The organism is Arenibacter certesii DSM 19833 (assembly GCF_000429545.1).
Lineage (GTDB): Bacteria > Bacteroidota > Bacteroidia > Flavobacteriales > Flavobacteriaceae > Arenibacter > Arenibacter certesii.
Genome location: NZ_AUCB01000003.1, coordinates 99,891 through 122,085, shown reverse-complemented (window position 1 = coordinate 122,085; position 22,195 = coordinate 99,891). Strand labels below are relative to the sequence as shown.

Here is a 22,195-nt window from a genome sequence, read left to right as displayed (position 1 = left end):
TTATTGAATATAAAGCAAATGAAAAATATAATATATGTTCTTGTGCTCTTCACCTTGTTCGCATGCGAAGATTACCTAGATAAAACGGATCCCAACGCTACTACGTTTGTAGAATTTTTTAACGATGAAGGCGATCTTAGGAGAGTAGTATATAGTAGTTATAGGGATGTATTCACCAACAATGGTAGTCATCAAACTAATTTCTACCTCAAGGATGGAAAATCGGATAATGCCTATAGTCGAATTCAAAGTCATTATCACCAAAACGTTGGAAATGGGAATTTCAACAGTTCAAGTAGGGATTTCTTGTATTATTATGAACTACATATGAAGCATCTAGGCCGTCTAAACACTTTTATCGCCAATATTGATGTGCCGTATGTGGAAGATGAATCTGTTAGACAACGCTATAAAAGTATACTAGAGGGCCTTCGTTTCTGGCATTATTTCGAATTAACGTTTAGATGGGGAGATGTGCCATTTACACTTGAGCCAGCAGACTTAGATACCGCAAGAAAACCTGCTACGCCAAAGGAAGATATCTTGGATTACTTGTTTTCAAATTATGAAGAAATCGCAAATAACTTGCCAAAACAAGAGTATGCTACGGATAAGTTTATGTTTAATCACTATTCCTTTAAGGCTTTGGTAATGCGTTATGCGCTATACAACAATAGGTATGCTTTAGCAGCAAAATTGGCCAAGGAAATAATGGATAGCCAGGCTTATGAACTTCATCCAGAATACGCTGATTTATTTAATTATAAGGCTTCCTCTAATAACAAGGAATTTATAATGCACTACAATAGGGAGAGCTACAGTGGTAGCACCTATACTTTTAGAGACTTAGGTCCACATTTTAGAACCGGAAACGGACAATCCTATGTAGTGCCCTTAAAATCATTGGTAGATTCGTATTGGACCTTACAAGGAGAGCCAATTGATAATAGCCTTCTACATTCTAAGAAGGAATACGAATTAAACCCCAGTCTAAATAGAGACCCTCGGTATAGCGCAAGTATAATAGGTCATGGCGATATATTTTATGGAGAAGAAATTGATATTTTTAATGGGAACAACCCCATGTACTACGAAAAAGAAAGGGCCAGTGCATCTGGATATTGGTTTAAAAAATTCGTTGATGAAGCTGATGCATTTAAAGGTAGTGGGAATATGGAATTTGCTCTTCTGCGTTACGCCGAAGTGCTACTAACTTATGCAGAAGCCAAAATTATGCTCAATGAGATAGACCCGTTAGCGAAATCAGCTATAAATGACGTAAGGAGAAGGGCTGGCTTAGATATGACTTTTGCGGACGTAACCTTACCAACCTATGGCGCATATACCAATGACCAATGGGTAGAACTCATTAGAAATGAACGAAGGGTAGAATTAGCCGGAGAAGGGTTACGATACGATGATATTATTCGCTGGAAAATTGCGGATAAGGTACTTAATAAACCAGCTCTAGGCCATACAATGGAAGTAAATGGAGAACTTCAATCGATCAAAATAGAAGATAGATCCTTTAAATCCAACAATTACCTCTGGCCTTTCCATGAGAACACTTTAAGGGTAAACCCGGGAATAAAGCAAAACCCAGGTTATTAATCCATTGTAAAAATGGGAGTGGATGTAAACCACTCCCATTTTTATTTTCAAAATTAAAATAAACCATTAATTAATACTATTATTGGCTACATCACGGGTCAATGAGTTTATTACATCTTAACGGATGGAAATCATTAATTATTGGATTAATCATTCAAAACTAAAATTTAACCTTTATGACAAAAAGTACAGGTTCAACTATATTATCCATTACGCTTATTTTAGTCCTATTGGCAGGATGTAATTCTGAAAAGAAAGAGCATGATAAAATTGCGTATGGAGAACTACCATACACAACAGTTAATACTACCATTAGGGCCATATCCTACAACATCCATCATTGTAATCCGCCAAGTTTGAAGGATACCATAGATTTGGATGCCATTGTTAAAACAATAGAAGCACAAAAGGCCGACATTGTAGCTTTGCAAGAGGTAGACGTAAATACAGCACGTTCAGGGAAAGGTAACCAAGCGGAAATGATTGCGAAAAAATTAAATATGCATTATTTTTTTGCCAAAGCAATAGATTTTGGTGGCGGAGCGTATGGAGTAGCAATTTTATCCAAGTTCCCACTATTAGAAACAACTATACATAAATTACCCACAAAGGGAAATGAAGAAGATCGGGTATTGGCAACCGCTAAAATAGAGATTGCTCCAGGTACTCATATATTATTTGGAAATACCCATTTAAATTCATCTAAATCATCAGAAAACCGAGTTCTACAGATGAAAGAAATTGTGAATATTACGAATGAGGTAAAGGATATGGATATTATTATAGCTGGAGATTTTAATGCGGTTCCAGAGTCAGATGTAATTAAAATTGCAGAAGCTAACTTCACCAATACATGTATTGATTGCAAGCCAACATTTCCGGCCACAAAACCAACCAGAATAATTGATTACCTTGTTTATAAGGCGAATAATACCAATATAACCATTAAAAGAGCGGACGTTATTGAAGATTCCACTTCCTCGGACCATAGACCTGTTTTGGCGGATATAAACTTTTCCAAATAATACGAATGGAAATTTTGTTAGCTTGTTAATCGCAAAACTAGCGGAGATGACTTCTTTGCTAGTTTTGTGTTATATAAAAGCCCACTACTCACATATTAAATACGAGCCTATTGTACAACATGCCATGGGCACTTAAACGAATCTGCAATACAAATTTATGATCTACCTGTTCCAAGCCTAACATTGCACCTCAGTAGCAGGCTATAAGATTCTATTTATTATTTTACCAATTACGGACACCACAAGAATATCTGTGAATATCAAAATTAGCATTCAGTAGCTCTCACTTGCATAGACATCACATTCTTATGGTTACCCTAAACTATAAATAAATACGGTTGTTTTAAATGATTTTGAATGAGCCTACCAAAAATCTAATTATAAAAAAGGGTGCCTATAAAATATAAACACCCTTTCCTTCATTAATTTAGGATTTCTAAATAATCGGATTAATTTTCTAAAGTAGGATTAAAAGTTCCACCCCATCCAATATTTTGTTCAAGATTATTATTTCGATCTAAAATTTCTTGTTGTATTGGAAAGAAATAATAAGTCTCAGGAACAGAGTTTACTTTAACTCCACTGAAAGGCACTTGAAGCACGCTATATTTAAAATCAGATTCTACCAATTCATAATTGTCCGCTTTATTACGGGCCTCCCCTATAGGCATTGCAGTCCCATCCGGTTTAATTGCAATGGCTTCCACACCAGATTTAGTCGTATTATCTAAACGATCTAACATTCTAAGTCTACGTAAATCCCAAAAGCGATGTCCTTCAAAACTGAATTCGATATTTCGCTCGTGCAATATAGCCTCTCTCATCTCCTCCTGATTTGTTGCACTAATCCCATAATTCCCATCTACTCCAGGTTCAATTCCAGCACGCTTCCTTATAACTTTAAGAATTTCCATTGCCTCGTTTAATCTTCCTGTTTCGTTTGCTGTTTCGGCGTAATTAATCATGACCTCAGCAAAGCGCATTAAAACGTAATCAACATCGTACTGCTCAACTTCAGCCTGAGTATAACTGAGTTTTGATGCTTTCAACACAAAAAAACCACTATATCGATCAAGGTTTGTAGAGTTTACTGCAGCTTGGGGATTAACTCCAAAGTCATCTAGCTCGTGGGCTATTCCCAAGGCAGTATACTGGCGTTTACCCGATTTGCCCGAAACTTCATATAATTTTCCGTTCCACACAATTGATTTATCAAATCTAGGATCCCTATCAGACCAATAATCCATTAAAAACTCTTCATCTGTTTTAAAGTAACTACTGCTAGGATCATTATACATTTTCCCATCCAACATTGGAAATTCCTTTACAAACTCCCATGTAGGGGTTACCGATGCCGGTCCACGGCTCTCCGAACCAGGACGTGCACCTACATCCCAATTGGCTGTTTTGTTAGGGTAGGTATTAATAACTGCAAAAACTACCTCTGGTCCTCTTTCTTCCAGAAAAATATCACTATAATCATCTGTTAAGGCATACCCTTGGGAAGATAATTGGTCATATGCCTGTTTATTTATTGTATAAGCATCTTCCCAATAACTGTTGGACCATGGATTGCTAGGGTTAAACTGTGGCGATGCTTTGTATAACGCTACTTTAGCCTTAAATGCTAAAGCAAAATTTCCATCTATTTTCCCATACTCATTTGAATTCGGACCAATACGTTCAGGTAGTAATGCAATTGCGCTATCTAAATCTTCAACTAAATATTGAAAACTTTCCTTTGTTGAATTTCTCGCCACATGGAGATCGTCGTTATATCTATCCTGAGGTACTTTGATATATGGAATCCCACCGTGATATTTAATCATATCGAAATAAATATAAGCTCTCATAAAATAGGCCTGTCCCAAAATTTGATCTTTCATATCTTGAGGTAAAGTCCCTTCTTGAACATCAACTATTGCTTGATTTATTAATCTAATACGATCATAATCCCAGTTTTTGAAATTACCATTGGTAACTGTAATCATATCCGGATAAAACCTTATTCCCGTTAATTGCTGGGAATAACTATCCTGACCAATACTCCAATTACCGAATAAAGGATAAAGATTGGCCATATACGCATTAGCCAAATTCTCATCATTCCATATTTGCTCGGGATCGTAATTATTTATATCTTCAATATCTAGAACATCCTCACAACTAACAAAATAGAATGAGCTTATCATTAACATAACCAAAGAGGCTATGAAATTTATTTTAGATTTCTTCTGTTTAATCTTCATATCTTAATCCTATTTAAAAGTTTAAATTAAGTCCAAGCGTAAATGATTTCATCAACGGGTAAGAATCATACTCCTTTTGTTCAGGATCATGGAATTCCTTCAACTCTGATATTGCAAAAAGGTTGGTTCCATTGAAAAACACTTGGGCATGGTTAATATTAATAAGTGAAGTCCACGCTTTCGGTAAATTGTAACCTACATTAAGATTTTTCAATCTTAAATATGCACCATTTCTAATCCAGAATGAGGATGCACCTGTTCCAGATTCATACCAGTTTTTTCCAATAGGACGAGGATATTTTGCATCTGGATTATCCGGAGTCCAAACATCTTTTGCCCAGATTGGATAATATGGCCTAATAGAACCACCATGTTGACGCATTCCAGGCCCTTCTGCATTGGAGACAATCCTATCGTACATACCCACACCTTGAAAGTGTGTGTTTACAACAAAGCCTTTATACTCAAGATTAAAACCAAACCCGTAATTGATACGTGGCGCGGCATTATTGGAGAGTACTTGCATATCATTACCATCTATTTTACCATCAGGCCCCTCCGAATATCCGTCACCTCGAATATCCTCAAACAGTAGACCACCCAGATAAGGATCTCTACCATATTGTTTAAATCCAGAAGCCAATAACCCATCTAGTTCTTCTTGAGTCCTAACCATTCCCACATGCTTCAATCCAATTATTCTATTGGAAGGCTGTCCAATTTTGCTTTCCCAAGCACGTGATCCTCCTTCTTGGAAAGAGGCACCTTCATCCAATATGTCCCACTTATCCTTTGCATATCCTATATTGGCATTGATAGAATATGACAACTCGTTTTCTAGGAGCACGTCACGCCAAATAGCAGAAAATTCTGCACCTTTCCACGATCTCGCAGCATAATTCTCGGGTGCAAGATCCTGTCCATAATTGTCTGGAAGTGTTACGAGTCGTGACCCTAAAATATCTTCCTCCTTTTTGTAAAAAATATCGAATATACCAACCAACCGATTTCTCAGGACAGCAATATCAAAACCCGAATTATAGGTGGTGGAGGTAGCCCAAGTTAGATAAGGGTTTGGCGTTACACCTGGCGCAATACTTCTATATAAATTATTGCCGAAAATATATGAGCCAGCATTCTGATAAACCTGCCTATATCCAAATGCACGTATATTCCTATTATTTACGTCCAAATCGTTCCCAGTAGTTCCATAGGACATCCTTATTTTCAGGTCATCCAACCAACTGTCATATTTACTCATAAAATTTTCATTATTCAGGCGCCAAGCCAAAGACATGGATGGGAAAAACCCCCACCGTTTGTTCTTTGGAAACAAGGTGTTTCCATCATATCGAAAAGAAAATTCCGCAATATAACGCTGATCGTAGTTATAATTGAATCGACCAATAGCTGACTGCCTTGCACCTATTTGTTCCCAGCCATCACCATACCTTCGTTCAGAATCCGTAGAATATACAAACATCTGATCATAATTGGTAACAGGATCCTCTGCCTTGGCAAATGCTCCATAACCTCCATTTTCACCTTGTTCCAATACCAGCATACCACTCACATCATTCTTACCGAACGACTTTAAATAATTTATTTGCCAGTTTAACTGATAACTCCATAGTGTATTTATATCATAGCTCAGAAACTCTTGATTTTGTGAAAATGTAAACGTATTCGTCTTATCTGGGTCTGGTGCTGCTGGAATAAACCTATTGCCATCAGGATCAGCCTGATTAAATACATAGTTCTTCTGGAAGGTTAAGTACTTTTTTCTCATATAATCAGACCCTAAATAGTTTCCTGAAATTTTGGTAGAGAGTCCTGGAACCAGCTTTCCTAAATCAACATCTATAGAAAGGATAGAATTCACCTCTCTTTTCCTTGTCTTTATATAGCGATCTCCAACTACTTGATCAATAACACTCCATGCCAACCAGCTCCCCATTGGGGTTTGCACTGGATAATCAGTTACATAATCAGCTGGTGTTCCATCGGCAGTGGTGTAAAAAGGATAGACCTTTGGCCAGTTGAATGTTACCCGATATAAATCAGACACATCATAGTCATCATCTGGGGAAAACGGCCAATAAAAACGATTGTGATTACGTTGGTTGGCAGATACATTAAGATTTAATTTAATATCATCAGTAATTTGTGCCGTGACGTTGGACCGCAAATTCACTTTATCGTATTCCAAATTCTTATACGACCCTTTCTCACCATGATAACTCGCAAGAGAATAATATGTGATTTTTTCGTTTCCACCACTAACGCTTAAAGAGTGTTTATTGCTTTGTGGCTTTGTCCAAATAAAATCATTCACGTTATAGCTAAGATCCTTGAAATAATCAAATTCCTCAGGGCCGTTCGGAATTGGAGTCCCCATATATTCTGCTACTCGATTTTGGTATATCAGCTCATCAATTGCTGTAGTTTGATCCGACAATAGTTCTTGCGTTGGGGATGATGTGGTAAAAGACCCTTGATAACTAAAAGTAGGTCGTTGCTTAACACCTTGTTTTGTTGTAACCAACACTACTCCATTACCTGCTCTACTTCCATAAATAGATGCGGAAGCTGCATCTTTAAGGAAGCTCAGCTGATCAACTTCACTGGAATTTAAGGCATCAAACGCCTCCTTATCCCTAACGATTCCATCGATTACATAGAGTGGTTCTCCAAAAGCTCCTCTTATACGAATATCGGAACTAGCACCCGTTAACCCAGAAGTACCGGCTATAACAACTCCCGGAGCTCTTCCTGCCAAAGAATTAGAAAGATTTGCATTTGAGATATTGTTTATCTCCTCTACTTTAACAGTGGTAATTGCTCCTGTTATATTTGCTTTTTTCTGCACTCCATAACCAACCACTACTACCTCGTCTAGGCCCGCAGCATCTTCAGCCATTTGTATTGCAATAGTTGATTGGCCAGTAAGTGTTATTTCCTGTGTAGCAAATCCTAAATACGATATTACTAGAATTCCTTCGGAATTTTCTATTTCTAATACAAAATTTCCATCAAAATCGGATTGGGTACCATTAGTAGTACCTTTTTCTACCACACTGGCGCCAGGCAATGGATTTCCATCAGCGTCCGTGATGACTCCCGATATCTGGAATTGGGCATAAAAATTGTCACTTTTCGCTGTGTTCCTTGCATTCAACAAATTATCAGTTATTCCAGGGAGGCTATTAGCCTGAGCTCCCAACATAAAAATAAACCACAGCAATGAGGTTAGTTTAAGATTTAAATCAATCATTGGGATTTTGCGATATAGCAAAACCCTCTGAAAAAGATTGTTCATAGTTTGGTTAGTTTAAATTGTTTTAAAAATATTTTCTTCACTTACAATATTTAAATCGGAGTATTTCCTTTAATCATTTTTCCGATCTTATGTTCTGGACATTCATTTATATCAGTTTCACTTCATATATTCATCTTTTTAGTTATTAAATATCTCACTCCCCTAGTATTCCTATAGAATAGAATACAAATGAGATTATACACTAGGTGCTTTTCTCATATGGTTGTATTTACTCAATAAAATTAATTGGTATAAAATTTCCTGAGTCAATCTAAAGTGTAATCTCCAACACCTTTAATTATAATTAAAAACTAGCTATAGACGGAAGTAATTCAACAACCCTTCAGTAAGGTTGCACCGTTCCTACATTACTTCCTACCTGTTAATCTATCTGTGGTTAACAATTGCCAGAGTATTAAGATTTATTATTTCACTAATTTATAATCGACTAATATAAACAAATTCGAATATGAAATAAACCAAAATTTTAAAAAATATCTAGAAATTAGTTTAAGGAACTAAAATCTAGATGTTTCTTTAGTAATCGATAGTCTAAAAAAAGTAATAAAAGCAATGTAAACGTTTATAAATCAGCAAATTGATTGAATTTTCATCAAATAATATAAACGCTTAATATCTTCAAAATAAAACGAAGATAATCGAAAGGATCATTTAATTAATTAAGTTGAAAAATTCATGAGGAGTAAGATAAGTATAAAATTATAAGTACACTTTATCCCAAATAATTATCAGACTTTTTTTATTCGTTAGAATTATGGTTTCTCCATCTATTGTATCAATTTCTTTAGAATTAATAATCTATTCACCATATCTTTTGGAATATTAATTAATGGCTCTATCAACCCAATAAACCATAATGCCCATAAGTTTGCTATGTACAATTTGGAGTAAAAGGATTGCGACCAGACCAATGGAACACATTGGTTTTTGATTTTGACCTTCCTGATAAGAAAATGAACTATATTGTTACGGATGGGAACAAAAAAAGAAAGAACAAGTGCACCAGGTTACGGGTTTAAGAAATTAGTTGATGAATCCGAAGCATTTAAAAGCAGTGGCAATATGGAGCATGGACTATTGCGTTAAAATTGACGAAATATCCCAAAGAGGTGATGGAGGACTTTAAGAGCTCAATGAAATAGTTAGTCGAGGTGGTATACATCTACCACATGGCAGGCTACAGCAACTTCTTGCTTCGTAAGGTTGCTAGGACAAAGACGATATAAGAGACTTTATTATGGACCCTACTTCTAAAGATTAAATGAACAGTTTGGAGACTTCTCTATTTTATGATTTCAACTTCACCCCCCTATTTTCCTTTTTATTTGGATCATGATAAATAATGGAAAATCACAAAAATTCTAGTAGTTATGTTTTAACTATTTTTTCAAATCTCAAGACGTATAATCAAATGATTTCCCGTAAAAAAAAAGCACGAGTCCATAGAACAAAAATCTAAATCTACCCTTAAATTGGCACTACTTTAGCCAGGCTTTGACACAATCCATCCCTCTTCAATCACTTGAACCAAACAAATCTTCAGCAGATTAGCTGTAAACCTCCAATAGATCTCTGAAAATTCGTAGTGAATTAGTTAAATGTTGGCTAAGGTTCTTATTATTAAGTCATAGATTCTTCCAATACCGCAAACATTGTCCTATTTTTACATCAAACGACGAATTTTACTTCCGTTTTTCAGAAACACCTATTGTTCGGTCTAGGTACAAATAATCAACAGGCCCTCAATATGCCTCCTATAGGACAATAATTATCTATCAGCGCTCTTCCATATAGCATAGCTTTGAGCTTTCTAGACTTATTATTTTTAAAAGTCAATTTAGAGGATCGCAGTTCCATCCCATATTGGGTGGACCAACATTTATTGGGAAAATCGGTATATCCCAATGGAATATATTAATATTAAAAATTAATCTATGATGAAAAAAAAGTTTTTCAATGCACCATTTTATCGCAACGATGCAGCAAGCGAAATGATTGTAGAGAATGGAAAAATCACTCAGATTGGAAAAGATTTACCAAAATGCGATGAGGAAATAGATCTCCAAGGTAAACTTGTTCTACCTCCTTATGTAGACCCTCATTTGCATTTGGACTATGTTTATACCTTATCTGAACTGGGACAAGAAGGAGCAGGATCGGGCACCCTGTTTGAAGCTATTGATTTATGGCCAAAGTTCAAAGAAACCCTAACAACTGAAAGTGTAAAAAGGCTTGCCCTTAAAGGAATTAAAGATGAGGTCTCCCACGGAGTACAGCACATCCGAACACATATAGACGTTACAGATCCAAATTTCACAGCACTTAAAGCGATGCTGGAAATGAAAGAGGAATTAAAGGACATCGTTGATATTCAAATCGTAGCCTTCCCACAACAAGGAATGTACATGTATAAGGGTGGACGTGATTTAGTAGAAGAAGCTCTTAAAATGGGGGCTGATGCTGTGGGAGGAATTCCACATTACGAACCCGCCAGTGAGTTTGGCGACAAATCCGTTCATGATATAGTAGAACTCGCTTTAAAGTATGACAAACTGATAGATGTTCACTGCGATGAAACTGATGATCCACATTCACGGTTTGTGGAATTATTGAATGCCTTGGTACTTATGGAAGACTATGGCAGAAGAACCACTGCAAGTCATACCTGTTCCTTTGGTTCTGCAGATAACTCCTATGCCTTTAGAATGATGGACTTATTCCAGAAAAGCAAGATGAATTTTATCTCTTGTCCTACTGAAAATGCCTATTTGCAAGGTCGCCAGGACACCTACCCAAAGCGTCGCGGACTAACAAGGGTGAAAGAGTTCTTAGATTTAGGGATTAATGTTGCTTTTGCACAAGATTCAATAAACGATCCTTGGTATCCAATGGGCAATGGAAATATGATGAATATTCTAGATAACGGAATTCACTTAGCGCAAATTATGTCTCCAAAAGAGGTAAAAACAAATTTTGATTTAATTACCTATAATGGCGCGCGTTGTTTAAATATGCAAGACAGTTATGGTTTAGAGGTAGGAAAGCAAGCAAACTTCATCGTTTTAAACGAAAGCTCTGTGTATGAAGCTATCCGCAAGAGAGTAAATGTATTGGCATCTGTACGTAATGGAGAGTTCCTTTTCCGCCGTAAAGAAGTGGAATACGATATTCCCTTAGACTTGTAATTTTAGTTCAGCGTCTCAACTAATTGAAAAAGACCGTTATCTCTCTTGATAACTGTCTATTTGTAAGAAACTAAATGATTAATTCCTTTAATTACAGCACTGTACAAGTATTTATTGCTATGCATTTTCATAAGACAATTTGCTCCAGGCAATCTCATGAGCCATGGAAAGGAAAATAACGGTAATAAATCGACACCCGCCAGAACGCAACGGACAAAGAAGCATTCAGATCTCAATTAGTAATAAATGCCTTAAGAAATTTGAATTTTAAATTATTTAATAAAATTCTAAAACTATCTTTAGCCCCGATCAAAACCTTTGAAACCAATTTTATGAAAAACATTATTATTAAACGCTTTCTACTATTAGCTCTTATTGCATTCTTGGGAATATTAAACACCCAATGCAAACAGAATACGAAAAACAAGGCACAACTCCCAGTTAACGAAACCGCAATCGTCATTCCCGATGGATATTCCATTGAAGTAGTCGCCAAGGATTTAGGAAACCTAAGACATATGACGGTTTCCAAAAACGGAGATATTTATGTTAACAGAGGTACCCTAAAGGATGGAAAGGGAATTGTACTTCTAAAAGATACTAATCAAGATGGCACCATTGATGACCAACAATTGTTTAGTGATTTTCCTGGAACAGGAATATTAATAAAAAACGGATATTTATACACCGCTTCCAATTCTGCCATTTTCCGCTACAAACTAAACGAGAACGAAGAAATCATTGATATTGATAATCCTGAAAAAATAGTTGATGGCATGGCGGACAAAGGGATTGACAATGCCAAACCATTTGTAATAGATGACCAATCCAACATGTATGTCACCATAGGGTCTTGGAACGATTCTTGTCGCGAACAAGGTTCTGGCAAGGGTATTATGCCATGTGCTATCCTTGATTCAGCAGGTGGCATTTGGCAATTTAATGCCAACAAGCTAAACCAAACCTTTGCCGATGGAAAACGCTATGCTACAGGGATTAAAAATGCCGTGGCAATTGATTGGAACTATAAGACCAATTCCTTATTTGCAGCGGTACATGGCCGTGGGGCTTTCCATGATTATTACCCTGAGCATTACACCGCCAAGCACAGTGCGGAACTACCTGCTGAAGTCTTATATGAATTACAGGAAGGTGATGATGCCGGTTGGCCCTATATCTATTATGATCAGTTTAAAAAACAAAAAATGTTAGCTCCGGAATACGGTGGTGATGGAGAGAAAACGGCAGGTGAAAATGCTATTGACCCCATGATGGCATTTCCAGCTCATTTGGCACCCAACGACCTTTTATTCTATACCGGAACCATGTTCCCTGAAAAGTACAGAAACGGTGCTTTTATAGCCTTCCATGGGCAATCCCCAGAACTAAAGAAAGGCTATTTAGTGGCTTTTGTACCTTTTAAAGATGGAAAACCAACGGGAGACTGGGAGATATTCGCCGACAATTTTGCCGGAATAGATTTGGCCAACCCTAGCGGCCCCGCACAATTCAGGCCATGCGGTTTAGCACAAGGTCCAAATGGAGAGCTTTATGTAACCGAAGACCTCAACGGAACTGTTTTTAAAATTACCTATTAAGATATAGATACCCATACCAAAACAAAAAGGCTTCCAATTTCTTGGAAGCCTTTTGTTTGTTTCTTAGTGGAGAATATCGGAGTCGAACCGATGACCTCCTGCGTGCAAGGCAGGCGCTCTAGCCAGCTGAGCTAATCCCCCTAGAACGACGCAAAGGAAATACTTTTTATTGCATTATCAAAATACAATTTCAGCTATTTAACATATATCTCATTCTTTTTAACAAATAGCACCATTACAGTTGTTTGCGATTAGAAATTCAGTTTATACGCTATAGCGCATTCCCCTTATTTCTAAAAACCTCTTCTTTTATTATAATCTTAATCCTATTCGCAGATACATTTTATATTTCCATCCGACTTAACGCCTGACAATCAATTCAATTTTTAATCTATTCTACATCAACCTTCCAAAATCATTTAGGAATTCTTAGTCCGCAAAAATGGCTCCTTAAAGTTATTAGCATAAATTTGCCCATTAAATAAAAGCTCACATGATTCGTTTGGCTAAGGAATCTGATATTCCAGCAATTCTTAAACTTACCGCTGCCTGTGCAAAAGCCATGGCAGACAATGGTATTTACCAATGGAACGAAAGCTACCCTTCCCAAGAAGCGTTTGGGAACGATATACAAAGGGGCGAACTTTTTCTTCTGATGGAGAACAACCATATAGTGGGCACCATAGTAATTTCTACCCATATGGATCAGGAATATTTTTCAATCCCATGGTCCACACCATACCATAATAATTTATATATCCATCGTTTGGCAGTACATCCAACACATCAAAAGAAAGGCTATGGTAAACTCCTAATGGATTATGCCGAAAATTTTGCCCGAGATAATAGTGCTGTATCGGTGAGGTTAGATACTTTTAGTAAAAACGAACGGAACAACATCTTTTATAAAAAAAGGGGCTACCAAGAAGTGGGTCATATCTTTTTTCCAAAGCAGAGTAAATACCCCTTTGTTTGTTATGAATTAATTCTATAAAAGTTTTTCCTTTTGAGTTCCAGTATAAATTTCAAGTCGATCAACAAACTTGCCATTCCCGCCACTATTGCAGGAATTGCAGAACCTTTACTATCTATTACAGACACCGCAATTGTAGGGAATATTTCAGAATACAGCCTAGAATCCCTTGCCGCAGCTGGTATTGTTGGGTCTTTCCTCTCCATGCTAATCTGGATTCTAGGGCAAACCAGAAGTGCTATTTCGGCCATTATTTCCCAATATGTAGGTGCAAATAAGATAGATAAGATTCAGTCCCTACCTGCCCAAGCGATTTACTTAAATATTTCTCTTAGTATAATTGTCCTCCTCTCTACTATTTTCATCGTAGAAGAAATCTTTGTTTTAATGAATGCCACGGGGAAAGTTTTGGAGCTGTGCATCTCTTACTATTCCATACGGGTATGGGGATTTCCCCTAACCCTCTTCGTGTTTGCAGTAATGGGTATCTTCCGAGGGCTACAAAACACCTATTACCCTATGTTAATTGCCATTACTGGAGCAGTATTAAATATTGTATTAGATATTATATTGGTCTATGGTGTGGAGGGCTATATTTCTCCGCTATACTTGGAAGGTGCAGCTTGGGCCAGCCTTATTGCCCAAGGGGTAATGGCTATTATGGCCTTTATTCTTTTAATTACCAAAACAGATATCAGTTTAGCGCTTAGGTTTCCCATGCATCCAGAATTAGGGCGATTGATTGTAATGAGCTTAAATTTATTTATTCGTGCACTGGCCTTAAATGCCGCCATGATCCTTGCCGTTAGGGAAGCAACGGCCTTAGGAGATAGGTTTATTGGCGCCCATACCATTGCTATAAATCTATGGCTATTTTCCGCTTTTTTCATCGATGGATACGCTGCGGCTGGCAATATTATGGGAGGAAAACTCCTAGGGGCCAGTAATTACAACGGGTTATGGTTATTAGCCAAAAAAATAATGAAATATGGCCTAATCGTAAGTTTGGGATTGGTAGTCCTAGGCTTTATATTTTACTATCCCATAGGACGTATCTTTTCCAATGATCCTTCCGTTTTGGAAACCTTTTATTCCATATTTTTTATTCTGATACTCTCCATGCCCCTGAACATGGTAGCCTTTATTTTTGACGGATTGTTCAAAGGACTTGGTGAAATGAAATACCTTAGAAATGTATTGCTTATAGCCTCATTTCTAGGGTTTATACCCATATTGTTCCTCGGCAAGTTTTTAGGTTGGGGCATATATGGGATTTGGGTTGCTTTTACTCTTTGGATGTTTATACGTGGGGGAGCCTTAATCTGGAAATTTCGCCGAAAGTTTCGTCCCCTTCTTCAAAACGTTTAATTTTGGAAGAGATAAAACGGGAAATTTCATAGCAGTATTATCGTAAGCAGTATACGCAGCTTTTTACTAGACTAAAAAAGAAATTTACAATTTAATAAACAGGTTATGGGCACAACTAGACAAAATGGTAGTTTATATACCAAAATTGATAATGGTATTGCGACAGTAGAATTTGGGCATCCTGCAAGCAATTCCTTTGTATTGGAACTTATGAATCGCCTCACCACTACCTTTAACGAACTTTCCCAAGACCCAAACGTTAGGGTAATAATATTAAAATCGGAGGGCAGTGGCACTTTCTGTGCGGGAGCTTCTTTTGATCAGCTTACAGAGGTAAGTAAAGCCGCGGAAGGTAAGGTGTTTTTCAGTGGGTTCGCCAATATTATTAATGCAATGAGGTCTTGTAAGAAGGTTATTGTGGGAAGGATACAAGGCAAAACAGTAGGTGGCGGACTAGGTATTATTGCCGCCTGCGATTATGTATTTGCAGCCGAAGCAGCATCCATACGATTATCTGAACTTACTATTGGAATCGCCCCCTTAGTAATTGCTCCAGCAGTACAACGTAAAATAGGGGTTGCTGCCTTATCTGAGCTTTCCTTGGCACCTACCGAATGGAAAAATGCCTATTGGGCACAAGAAAAAGGTCTGTTCTCCAAGATATTCAATACCATAAAATCCATGGATCGGGAAATAGAAATAGTAACCGAAGACTTAGCAAAATATAATCCTGAAGCGCTGGAGGAATGGCGAAAAGTATTGTGGGAAGGAACTAGCCATTGGGAGAGTCTGTTAATAGAACGAGCAGAAATAACCGGGAGATTGGCATTGTCCAAATACACCTCAACCGTGCTTGAAAAATTCAAAAAATAAAAAATGAATAAAATTCGCCTAGAGTTTAAATGGGCCATACGGTTCCTACTTGCCAACTTAGCATGGATGATTTTGGAAAATTATGTTGGCCTGCACGATGTCCATATAGGAAAACAACTCCTTTACACCAACTTGTTTGCAGTTGTTGCCATTACCATATTTGTGCTGGCTCTTTTGGATAAGAGAAAAAACGACTACGAAGGAAAAATGAGTTGGAAGCAAGGCTTTAGTTCCGGTGTTACCATAAGTATAATTATCGCCCTATTTAGTCCTCTCATCCCATATATCACTAGTACTGTTATCTCCCCAGATTTTTTCAACAATTTAATTGACTACTCCGTAGAAGTAAATAAAGTAACCAGAGAAACCGCAGAAAACTACTTTAGCCTAGGGAGTTATATGCTACAAGCCTTTTTTGGCGCTTTAACCATGGGGGTCATCACCTCGGCTATTGTAGCCTTTTTTGTAAAAAAACAATAAGCTGTATGTTTTTACGTTTTATAATCTAAAATTTGTGACATGGATATTATATCGTTTCTAAATAGCGACCTTGTTTTTCCTCTACTTGCCCTTGTTCTTCTTGTAATCTTTTTTGCTAACAGGGTTAATAACAAACGTAAATATAAGAGGTAACAAGTACTAGCAGTAGACTGTTCTAACATACTCTTATAAAACCTCAACCTAAATTTGGTTTGCTAATAGAAAAGGCTGAAAAGATAATTGTATTTTACATCGACACTTAAAAAAAACAATCTAATATCAGCCCAACCGAAAAACATATTGTACCCAATATACCGTCACCTATTCGACTACAGGAATATGGAGTCGGAATTTTCAATTCAGCTATAACCAAATCAGCTTTAAAAAAAGCAATAAAGAAAAACCGCGTTACCGTTAACGACGCTATTGCTACTACCGCAACTTTAATAAATAGCGGCGATTGCATAACCTTATCCCCTCCAAAAGAAACCAGTCCAAGAAAGAAGCTGGTCTTTCCTTTAAAAGTACTATTTGAAGATGACTATTTGGCGGTGATTCATAAACCAGCTGGGGTTTTGGTAAGCGGGAATAATTTCAAAACTATTGGCAATGCATTAGCTCAAAATATTCAACCTAGTACTCTTCCTGACGCTACAAAACCTCAACCTGTGCATCGATTAGATTTTGCCACCACAGGTATTCTATTAGTTGGAAAATCTAATAGCAGTATTCGCGCTTTAAATAAAATGTTTGAGACAAAAGAAGTAGAAAAAACCTATTATGCCGTTACCATTGGTGAAATGAAAAATAGCGGACAAATTACTTCTGATATTGATGAAAAAAAATCACAATCCAATTATAGGCTAATTATATCAGTATCCTCAAAAAGGTACGGAAAACTCAACCTAGTAGAATTAAAACCTATGACGGGAAGAAGACATCAATTACGAAAACATCTATCTAGTATTAACCACCCAATACTAGGTGATAGTGAATATGGTATTAAACAATTAATATTAAAGGGAAAAGGCTTGTATTTACATGCATTTTCGTTAAAATTCGTTCATCCTTTTACCCAAAAGGAACTTTATTTTGAAGATGGGCTTCCTATAAAGTTTCAGAAATTATTTCCAACTGAATTCATATAAACAGAAAGGACACATTTTCTATAGACACTTTCATATAGTTAATTTATAAGTTCTAAATTTCATTTAGTCCTACAAAAGTTATTTTTGCGGTATCCGCCGTTTGTAATTCACTTGTTCTGATGAAGTTTTGCAATCATAAACGACATCTTACATCAAAATTTAATGTAAACGGATCAAGCGTTTCTTATGTCTCCCTTACGTTTAATAGCATTTTCCTAATCGAAGTGGAACTAAAAAATGAATGTAATTAAAAATTTATGGAAAAATGCGGGTGGTAATTTTAAAAATGTAGTTTTGTAAAGCTACACAAAAAGATCAGAAAATTATGGCAGAAGAGAAGCGTTATCCTATTGACAGAGTAACCAACCCAATTCAAAAATTCATGAACCAACAAAAATCAGGCGGAATCGTACTGATTATAAGTGTTGTAATTGCTTTAATTTTAGCAAATTCATCTTTATCTGAATTTTATTTCAGTTTTTTTGAACAAAAGTTAGGGTTACAATTCGAAGGAGAACCTTTTCTAAATTACAGTCTCCTTCACTGGATAAACGATGGATTAATGGCGGTTTTCTTTTTTGTTCTTGGTTTAGAACTGAAAAGAGAAATTGTTGGAGGGGAACTTTCCAATCCAAGAAAAGCTTTATTGCCTATTGGCGCTGCTATTGGGGGAGTGATTGTTCCTGCAATAATTTATATAGTATTAAACCCCTCTGGTGAGGCCAGCAATGGATGGGGTATTCCAATGGCTACGGACATTGCGTTTGCCCTTGGTATATTATATCTGTTAGGTGACAAAATCCCATTATCGTTAAAAGTATTTTTAACAGCTTTAGCTATTATAGACGATTTAATAGCAGTAATGGTCATCGCATTTTTCTATACTTCAGATATTTCATTGATAAGCCTTTCAATAGGTTTAGGCTTTGTACTGATTATGTTTATAGGAAATAAAATGGGTATACGAAATATCTTATTTTATGCTATTTTAGGAATTGCAGGTGTTTGGACAGCCTTTTTGCTGTCAGGAGTACACGCAACTATTGCATCAGTTCTTGCCGCTTTCACGATTCCTGCAGATATGAGAATTAAGGAAAGCACATACATCAAAAAGATTCAGACGTATTTAGCAAAATTTCAAAGAATTGATCCCAACCACAATATCCCCACTTTAACAAATGAGCAAATACATATTTTAGATGAAGTAAAGGATAACACTAGAAAAATCATTCCACCTTTACAACGCTTAGAACACGGCATGCATCCTTTTGTTACCTTTTTCATCATCCCTGTGTTTGCATTAGCCAATGCTGGGGTTTCCATAGCCATTGACCCGGATCAATTATTTAGCACCAACGTAGCTTTAGGGGTGGCACTTGGACTTATAATAGGAAAATTAATTGGAGTGGTTGGCGCAACCTTGTTGTTAGTAAAACTAAAAGTAGCACCGCTACCACATGGCATGAGTATTAAAAATTTATTTGGAATAGGTTTCTTAGCCTCTATCGGATTTACCATGTCTCTGTTCATTACCTCTCTAGCATTTACTAGTGAAGTGTATATGGTACAAGCCAAAATAGGAATTTTTATTGCCTCAATAATTGGAGCTGTAGTTGGGTATATGTTCTTAAAGAAACAGCCAGCACTTTAATTCGGTAAATAACTAAATTTAGGATAGGAATGAGGTTAGGCTTAAGTGCCATTTTCACCTCAGCTACATAGCCTAATTTACATCTGTATAAAAGCCATCATCCAATCGTAAAAAAATCATTTTCAGCAATTTTCATGAAATTTGGAGCTTTTTTCATTATCTTTTGATAGGTAAAAAAGCTCCACATGAAAAACGTACTATCTTCCTTAGTATTAATCCTACTTCTTTTCTCTATAAGTGGCTTAGCTCAAAAAGAGAACAATGAGAAGAAGTGGTACAAGGGCAATCTTCATACACATTCTTTTTGGAGCGATGGGGACGAGTTTCCCGAAATTATTCTGAACTGGTATAAATCCAACAATTATCAATTCATAGCCTTATCGGACCATAATACCATTGCTATGGAAGAGAAGTGGATCCAGGTTCGAAGCGATTCCCTTTTTCAAAATAGCTTTAATAATTACCTAAACACCTATGGGAAAGATTGGGTAGATTATAAAAGGGACTCAGGAAAAATAATGGTAAGGCTAAAAACCTATTCAGAATATAGTCAGCTTTTAGAAAAACCAGGAGAATTCCTTGTCATACATTCTGAAGAAATCACCGATAAATATGAGGATAAACATGTTCATATAAACGCCACCAATATACAGCGTAAAATTGATCCACAAGGTGGTAACAGCGTTGCAGAAACCATGCAGAACAACTTGGATGAAGTATTAAAACAACGCCAAGAAACAGGCATCCCAATAATGCCACATATTAACCACCCCAATTTCTTTTATAGCGTTACCCTAGAGGACATGATCGCTTTAAAAGGAGAACAATTCTTTGAAGTATACAACGGACATCATATGGTACATAATCAAGGAGATTCTACCCATATCTCCACGGAAGAAATGTGGGATCAGATCAATATTTCCTATATAAAAGAGAATAAGCCCCTGATGTATGGATTGGCTACCGACGATTCTCACAACTACCATAAAAAAGGTCACCAATTTAGCAATGCCGGTAGGGGCTGGGTGATGGTCCAAACTGATACCTTATCTGCTCACTCCTTGATCCATGCCATGGAAAAAGGTGATTTTTACGCTTCTACAGGGGTTTCTCTAACTTCCCTAGAGCGCACTCCCGAAAGCATAGTGGTCGCTGTAGAAACGGAGCCAGGGGTAAAGTACACTATTTCTTTTATAGGTTGCCTTAAGGGGGAAACAGAAACAAAAGAACTTTTATCCGTGGATGCTTCCCAGGCACAATACAAATTCCCAAAAGACCTTCTTTTTGTGCGCTGCAAAATCACATCGAACAAACAACAGGAAAATCCCATAGAAAACATGAAATATGAGGTAGCATGGACACAGCCTATACTTATCTCTAATTAATTTGCCGGAATGGGTTACCTTTGCAGCGCAAACTATAGTTATGAGTAAAATTCGTATTACCAAGCAGTTTAATTTTGAAACGGGACACGCCTTGTTCGGGTATGATGGCAAATGTAGAAACGTACATGGACATAGCTATAAGCTTTCCGTAACGGTTATAGGAACCCCCATTACCGATACCAACCATGTTAAATTAGGTATGGTTATCGATTTTGGAGACCTAAAAAAAATAGTAAAGGAAGAAATAGTGGATAAGTATGATCACGCTACGGTCTTCAATAAAAACACGCCTCACGTAGAATTGGCTAAGGAACTTACCGATAGGGGACACAATGTTATTTTAGCAGATTACCAACCTACTAGTGAAAATATGGTAATCCACTTTGCCGAGAAAATAAAAAGAAGATTACCGGAAAACATCAAATTATTCTCCCTTAGACTTCAAGAGACGGATTCTTCCTTTGCTGAATGGTACGCTTCTGATAATTAAAGTCCCAAGATGAAGTCCATTATAGTTCCGGAAGGCAAAAAAATATATTTTTCCAGCGATCATCATCTTGGAGCCCCTACCCCAGAATTGAGTTTTCCTAGGGAAAAGAAATTTGTAGCTTGGTTAGACGAGGTTAAGAAGGATGCTGCAGCCATTTTCCTATTGGGCGACATGTTCGATTTTTGGTTCGAATATAGAACTGTGGTACCAAAAGGTTTTACCCGGACCTTGGGAAAACTAGCGGAAATCACCGATTCGGGAATCCCGATTTACTATTTTGTAGGCAACCACGACCTTTGGATGAATGGCTATTTTGAGGAGGAGCTAAATATCCCTGTATACCATGAACCGCAAATCTTTAATTTAAACAATAAGATATGCTTAATTGGTCATGGAGATGGGTTAGGCCCTGGGGACATTGGCTATAAACGCATGAAAAAGATATTTACCAATCCCCTTTCTAAATGGCTGTACAATTGGCTACATCCGGACTTGGGGGTTAAATTGGCACAATATCTGTCCGTAAAAAACAAGATGATCTCCGGAGATGAGGATGTACAATTTATAGGGGACGAAAATGAATGGCTGGTACATTATTGCAGACGTAAATTGGAACAGCAGCATTACGATTATTTTATATTTGGACATCGCCATCTGCCTCTGGAAATTCAACTGAACGAAAAATCGACCTACATTAACCTCGGGGATTGGATCACCTATTTTACCTATGGTGTTTTCCAAGACAACAAGCTCTCCTTGGAAAAGTATGATGCGCAGTCTACTAAAATCTAAACTTCTTTTTCAGTTAGACAACATCGT

The 22,195-nt window shown here is 36.9% G+C and carries 15 protein-coding genes and 1 tRNA gene; 13 read left to right on the top strand and 3 right to left on the bottom strand.

All coding sequences use genetic code 11. The features are described 5' to 3' along the window. Window positions 1-18 precede the first annotated feature (18 nt). Together G466_RS0100515 and G466_RS21200 are read left to right on the top strand one after the other, a co-directional pair. Window positions 19-1,611: a RagB/SusD family nutrient uptake outer membrane protein gene (locus G466_RS0100515; protein WP_026811866.1), complete on the top strand. Its 1,593-nt coding sequence runs from the start codon at window positions 19-21 to the stop codon at window positions 1,609-1,611. A gap of 176 nt (window positions 1,612-1,787) precedes the next feature. Further along, on the top strand, window positions 1,788-2,636 hold the full coding sequence (locus tag G466_RS21200) for an endonuclease/exonuclease/phosphatase family protein (protein WP_051315470.1): 849 nt from the start codon (window positions 1,788-1,790) through the stop codon (window positions 2,634-2,636). Between the two features lie 449 nt (window positions 2,637-3,085). Here the strand turns inward: G466_RS21200 and G466_RS0100505 are convergent, their stop codons facing one another. Both G466_RS0100505 and G466_RS0100500 read right to left on the bottom strand, forming a co-directional pair. Then, window positions 3,086-4,885, bottom strand: a complete 1,800-nt coding sequence (locus G466_RS0100505) for a RagB/SusD family nutrient uptake outer membrane protein (RefSeq protein ID WP_026811865.1) — start codon at window positions 4,883-4,885, stop codon at window positions 3,086-3,088. 13 nt (window positions 4,886-4,898) lie between these two features. Next, the gene (locus G466_RS0100500; RefSeq protein ID WP_205622012.1) at window positions 4,899-8,204 is read right to left on the bottom strand and encodes a SusC/RagA family TonB-linked outer membrane protein; all 3,306 of its coding nucleotides are present in this window, start codon (window positions 8,202-8,204) and stop codon (window positions 4,899-4,901) included. A gap of 1,955 nt (window positions 8,205-10,159) precedes the next feature. Here G466_RS0100500 and G466_RS0100490 point away from each other — a divergent pair. Then, window positions 10,160-11,410, top strand: coding sequence for an amidohydrolase family protein (locus G466_RS0100490; protein ID WP_229797143.1), 1,251 nt, complete (start codon window positions 10,160-10,162; stop codon window positions 11,408-11,410). 332 nt (window positions 11,411-11,742) lie between these two features. Further along, window positions 11,743-13,008, top strand: a complete 1,266-nt coding sequence (locus tag G466_RS21195) for a PQQ-dependent sugar dehydrogenase (protein ID WP_034234331.1) — start codon at window positions 11,743-11,745, stop codon at window positions 13,006-13,008. A 67-nt stretch (window positions 13,009-13,075) separates the two neighbouring features. Here the strand turns inward: G466_RS21195 and G466_RS0100480 are convergent. Further along, a tRNA-Ala gene (locus tag G466_RS0100480) sits at window positions 13,076-13,149 on the bottom strand. Between the two features lie 352 nt (window positions 13,150-13,501). Here G466_RS0100480 and G466_RS0100475 point away from each other — a divergent pair. The 9 genes from G466_RS0100475 to G466_RS0100430 all read left to right on the top strand — a co-directional run bounded on the left by G466_RS0100475 (window position 13,502) and on the right by G466_RS0100430 (window position 22,168). Next, a complete protein-coding gene (locus G466_RS0100475) occupies window positions 13,502-14,002 on the top strand; it encodes a GNAT family N-acetyltransferase (RefSeq protein ID WP_026811862.1) in 501 nt (166 codons plus the stop codon). A 12-nt stretch (window positions 14,003-14,014) separates the two neighbouring features. After that, entirely contained in the window at window positions 14,015-15,349 is a 1,335-nt protein-coding gene (locus G466_RS0100470) for an MATE family efflux transporter (protein ID WP_026811861.1), read from the top strand. A gap of 105 nt (window positions 15,350-15,454) precedes the next feature. Continuing rightward, window positions 15,455-16,222, top strand: coding sequence for an enoyl-CoA hydratase/isomerase family protein (locus G466_RS0100465; RefSeq protein WP_026811860.1), 768 nt, complete (start codon window positions 15,455-15,457; stop codon window positions 16,220-16,222). Window positions 16,223-16,225: 3 nt separating this feature from the next. Next, window positions 16,226-16,702: a DUF4199 domain-containing protein gene (locus G466_RS0100460; protein WP_026811859.1), complete on the top strand. Its 477-nt coding sequence runs from the start codon at window positions 16,226-16,228 to the stop codon at window positions 16,700-16,702. A gap of 551 nt (window positions 16,703-17,253) precedes the next feature. Beyond that, on the top strand, window positions 17,254-17,850 hold the full coding sequence (locus G466_RS0100455; RefSeq protein ID WP_308427463.1) for an RluA family pseudouridine synthase: 597 nt from the start codon (window positions 17,254-17,256) through the stop codon (window positions 17,848-17,850). Window positions 17,851-18,175: 325 nt separating this feature from the next. Continuing rightward, window positions 18,176-19,501, top strand: coding sequence for a Na+/H+ antiporter NhaA (nhaA, locus tag G466_RS0100450; protein ID WP_026811857.1), 1,326 nt, complete (start codon window positions 18,176-18,178; stop codon window positions 19,499-19,501). A gap of 185 nt (window positions 19,502-19,686) precedes the next feature. Continuing rightward, window positions 19,687-20,886, top strand: a complete 1,200-nt coding sequence (locus G466_RS0100440; RefSeq protein ID WP_026811856.1) for a CehA/McbA family metallohydrolase domain-containing protein — start codon at window positions 19,687-19,689, stop codon at window positions 20,884-20,886. 40 nt (window positions 20,887-20,926) lie between these two features. Beyond that, entirely contained in the window at window positions 20,927-21,376 is a 450-nt protein-coding gene (gene queD / locus G466_RS0100435; protein WP_026808808.1) for a 6-carboxytetrahydropterin synthase QueD, read from the top strand. A 9-nt stretch (window positions 21,377-21,385) separates the two neighbouring features. Next, window positions 21,386-22,168 (top strand): UDP-2,3-diacylglucosamine diphosphatase, encoded by a 783-nt coding sequence (locus G466_RS0100430; RefSeq protein WP_189356632.1) that lies wholly within the window; start codon window positions 21,386-21,388, stop codon window positions 22,166-22,168. Window positions 22,169-22,195 lie beyond the last annotated feature (27 nt).

Bases quoted from the DNA above. Each gene is read 5' to 3' on its own strand.
- G466_RS0100505 (WP_026811865.1), bottom strand. From the start codon at position 4,885: ATGAAGATTAAACAGAAGAAATCTAAAATAAATTTCATAGCCTCTTTG.
- G466_RS0100465 (WP_026811860.1), top strand. From the start codon at position 15,455: ATGGGCACAACTAGACAAAATGGTAGTTTATATACCAAAATTGATAAT.
- queD (WP_026808808.1), top strand. From the start codon at position 20,927: ATGAGTAAAATTCGTATTACCAAGCAGTTTAATTTTGAAACGGGACAC.
- G466_RS0100500 (WP_205622012.1), bottom strand. From the start codon at position 8,204: ATGAACAATCTTTTTCAGAGGGTTTTGCTATATCGCAAAATCCCAATG.
- G466_RS0100440 (WP_026811856.1), top strand. From the start codon at position 19,687: ATGAAAAACGTACTATCTTCCTTAGTATTAATCCTACTTCTTTTCTCT.
- nhaA (WP_026811857.1), top strand. From the start codon at position 18,176: ATGGCAGAAGAGAAGCGTTATCCTATTGACAGAGTAACCAACCCAATT.
- G466_RS0100460 (WP_026811859.1), top strand. From the start codon at position 16,226: ATGAATAAAATTCGCCTAGAGTTTAAATGGGCCATACGGTTCCTACTT.
- G466_RS0100490 (WP_229797143.1), top strand. From the start codon at position 10,160: ATGATGAAAAAAAAGTTTTTCAATGCACCATTTTATCGCAACGATGCA.
- G466_RS0100475 (WP_026811862.1), top strand. From the start codon at position 13,502: ATGATTCGTTTGGCTAAGGAATCTGATATTCCAGCAATTCTTAAACTT.
- G466_RS0100515 (WP_026811866.1), top strand. From the start codon at position 19: ATGAAAAATATAATATATGTTCTTGTGCTCTTCACCTTGTTCGCATGC.
- G466_RS0100430 (WP_189356632.1), top strand. From the start codon at position 21,386: ATGAAGTCCATTATAGTTCCGGAAGGCAAAAAAATATATTTTTCCAGC.
- G466_RS21200 (WP_051315470.1), top strand. From the start codon at position 1,788: ATGACAAAAAGTACAGGTTCAACTATATTATCCATTACGCTTATTTTA.
- G466_RS21195 (WP_034234331.1), top strand. From the start codon at position 11,743: ATGAAAAACATTATTATTAAACGCTTTCTACTATTAGCTCTTATTGCA.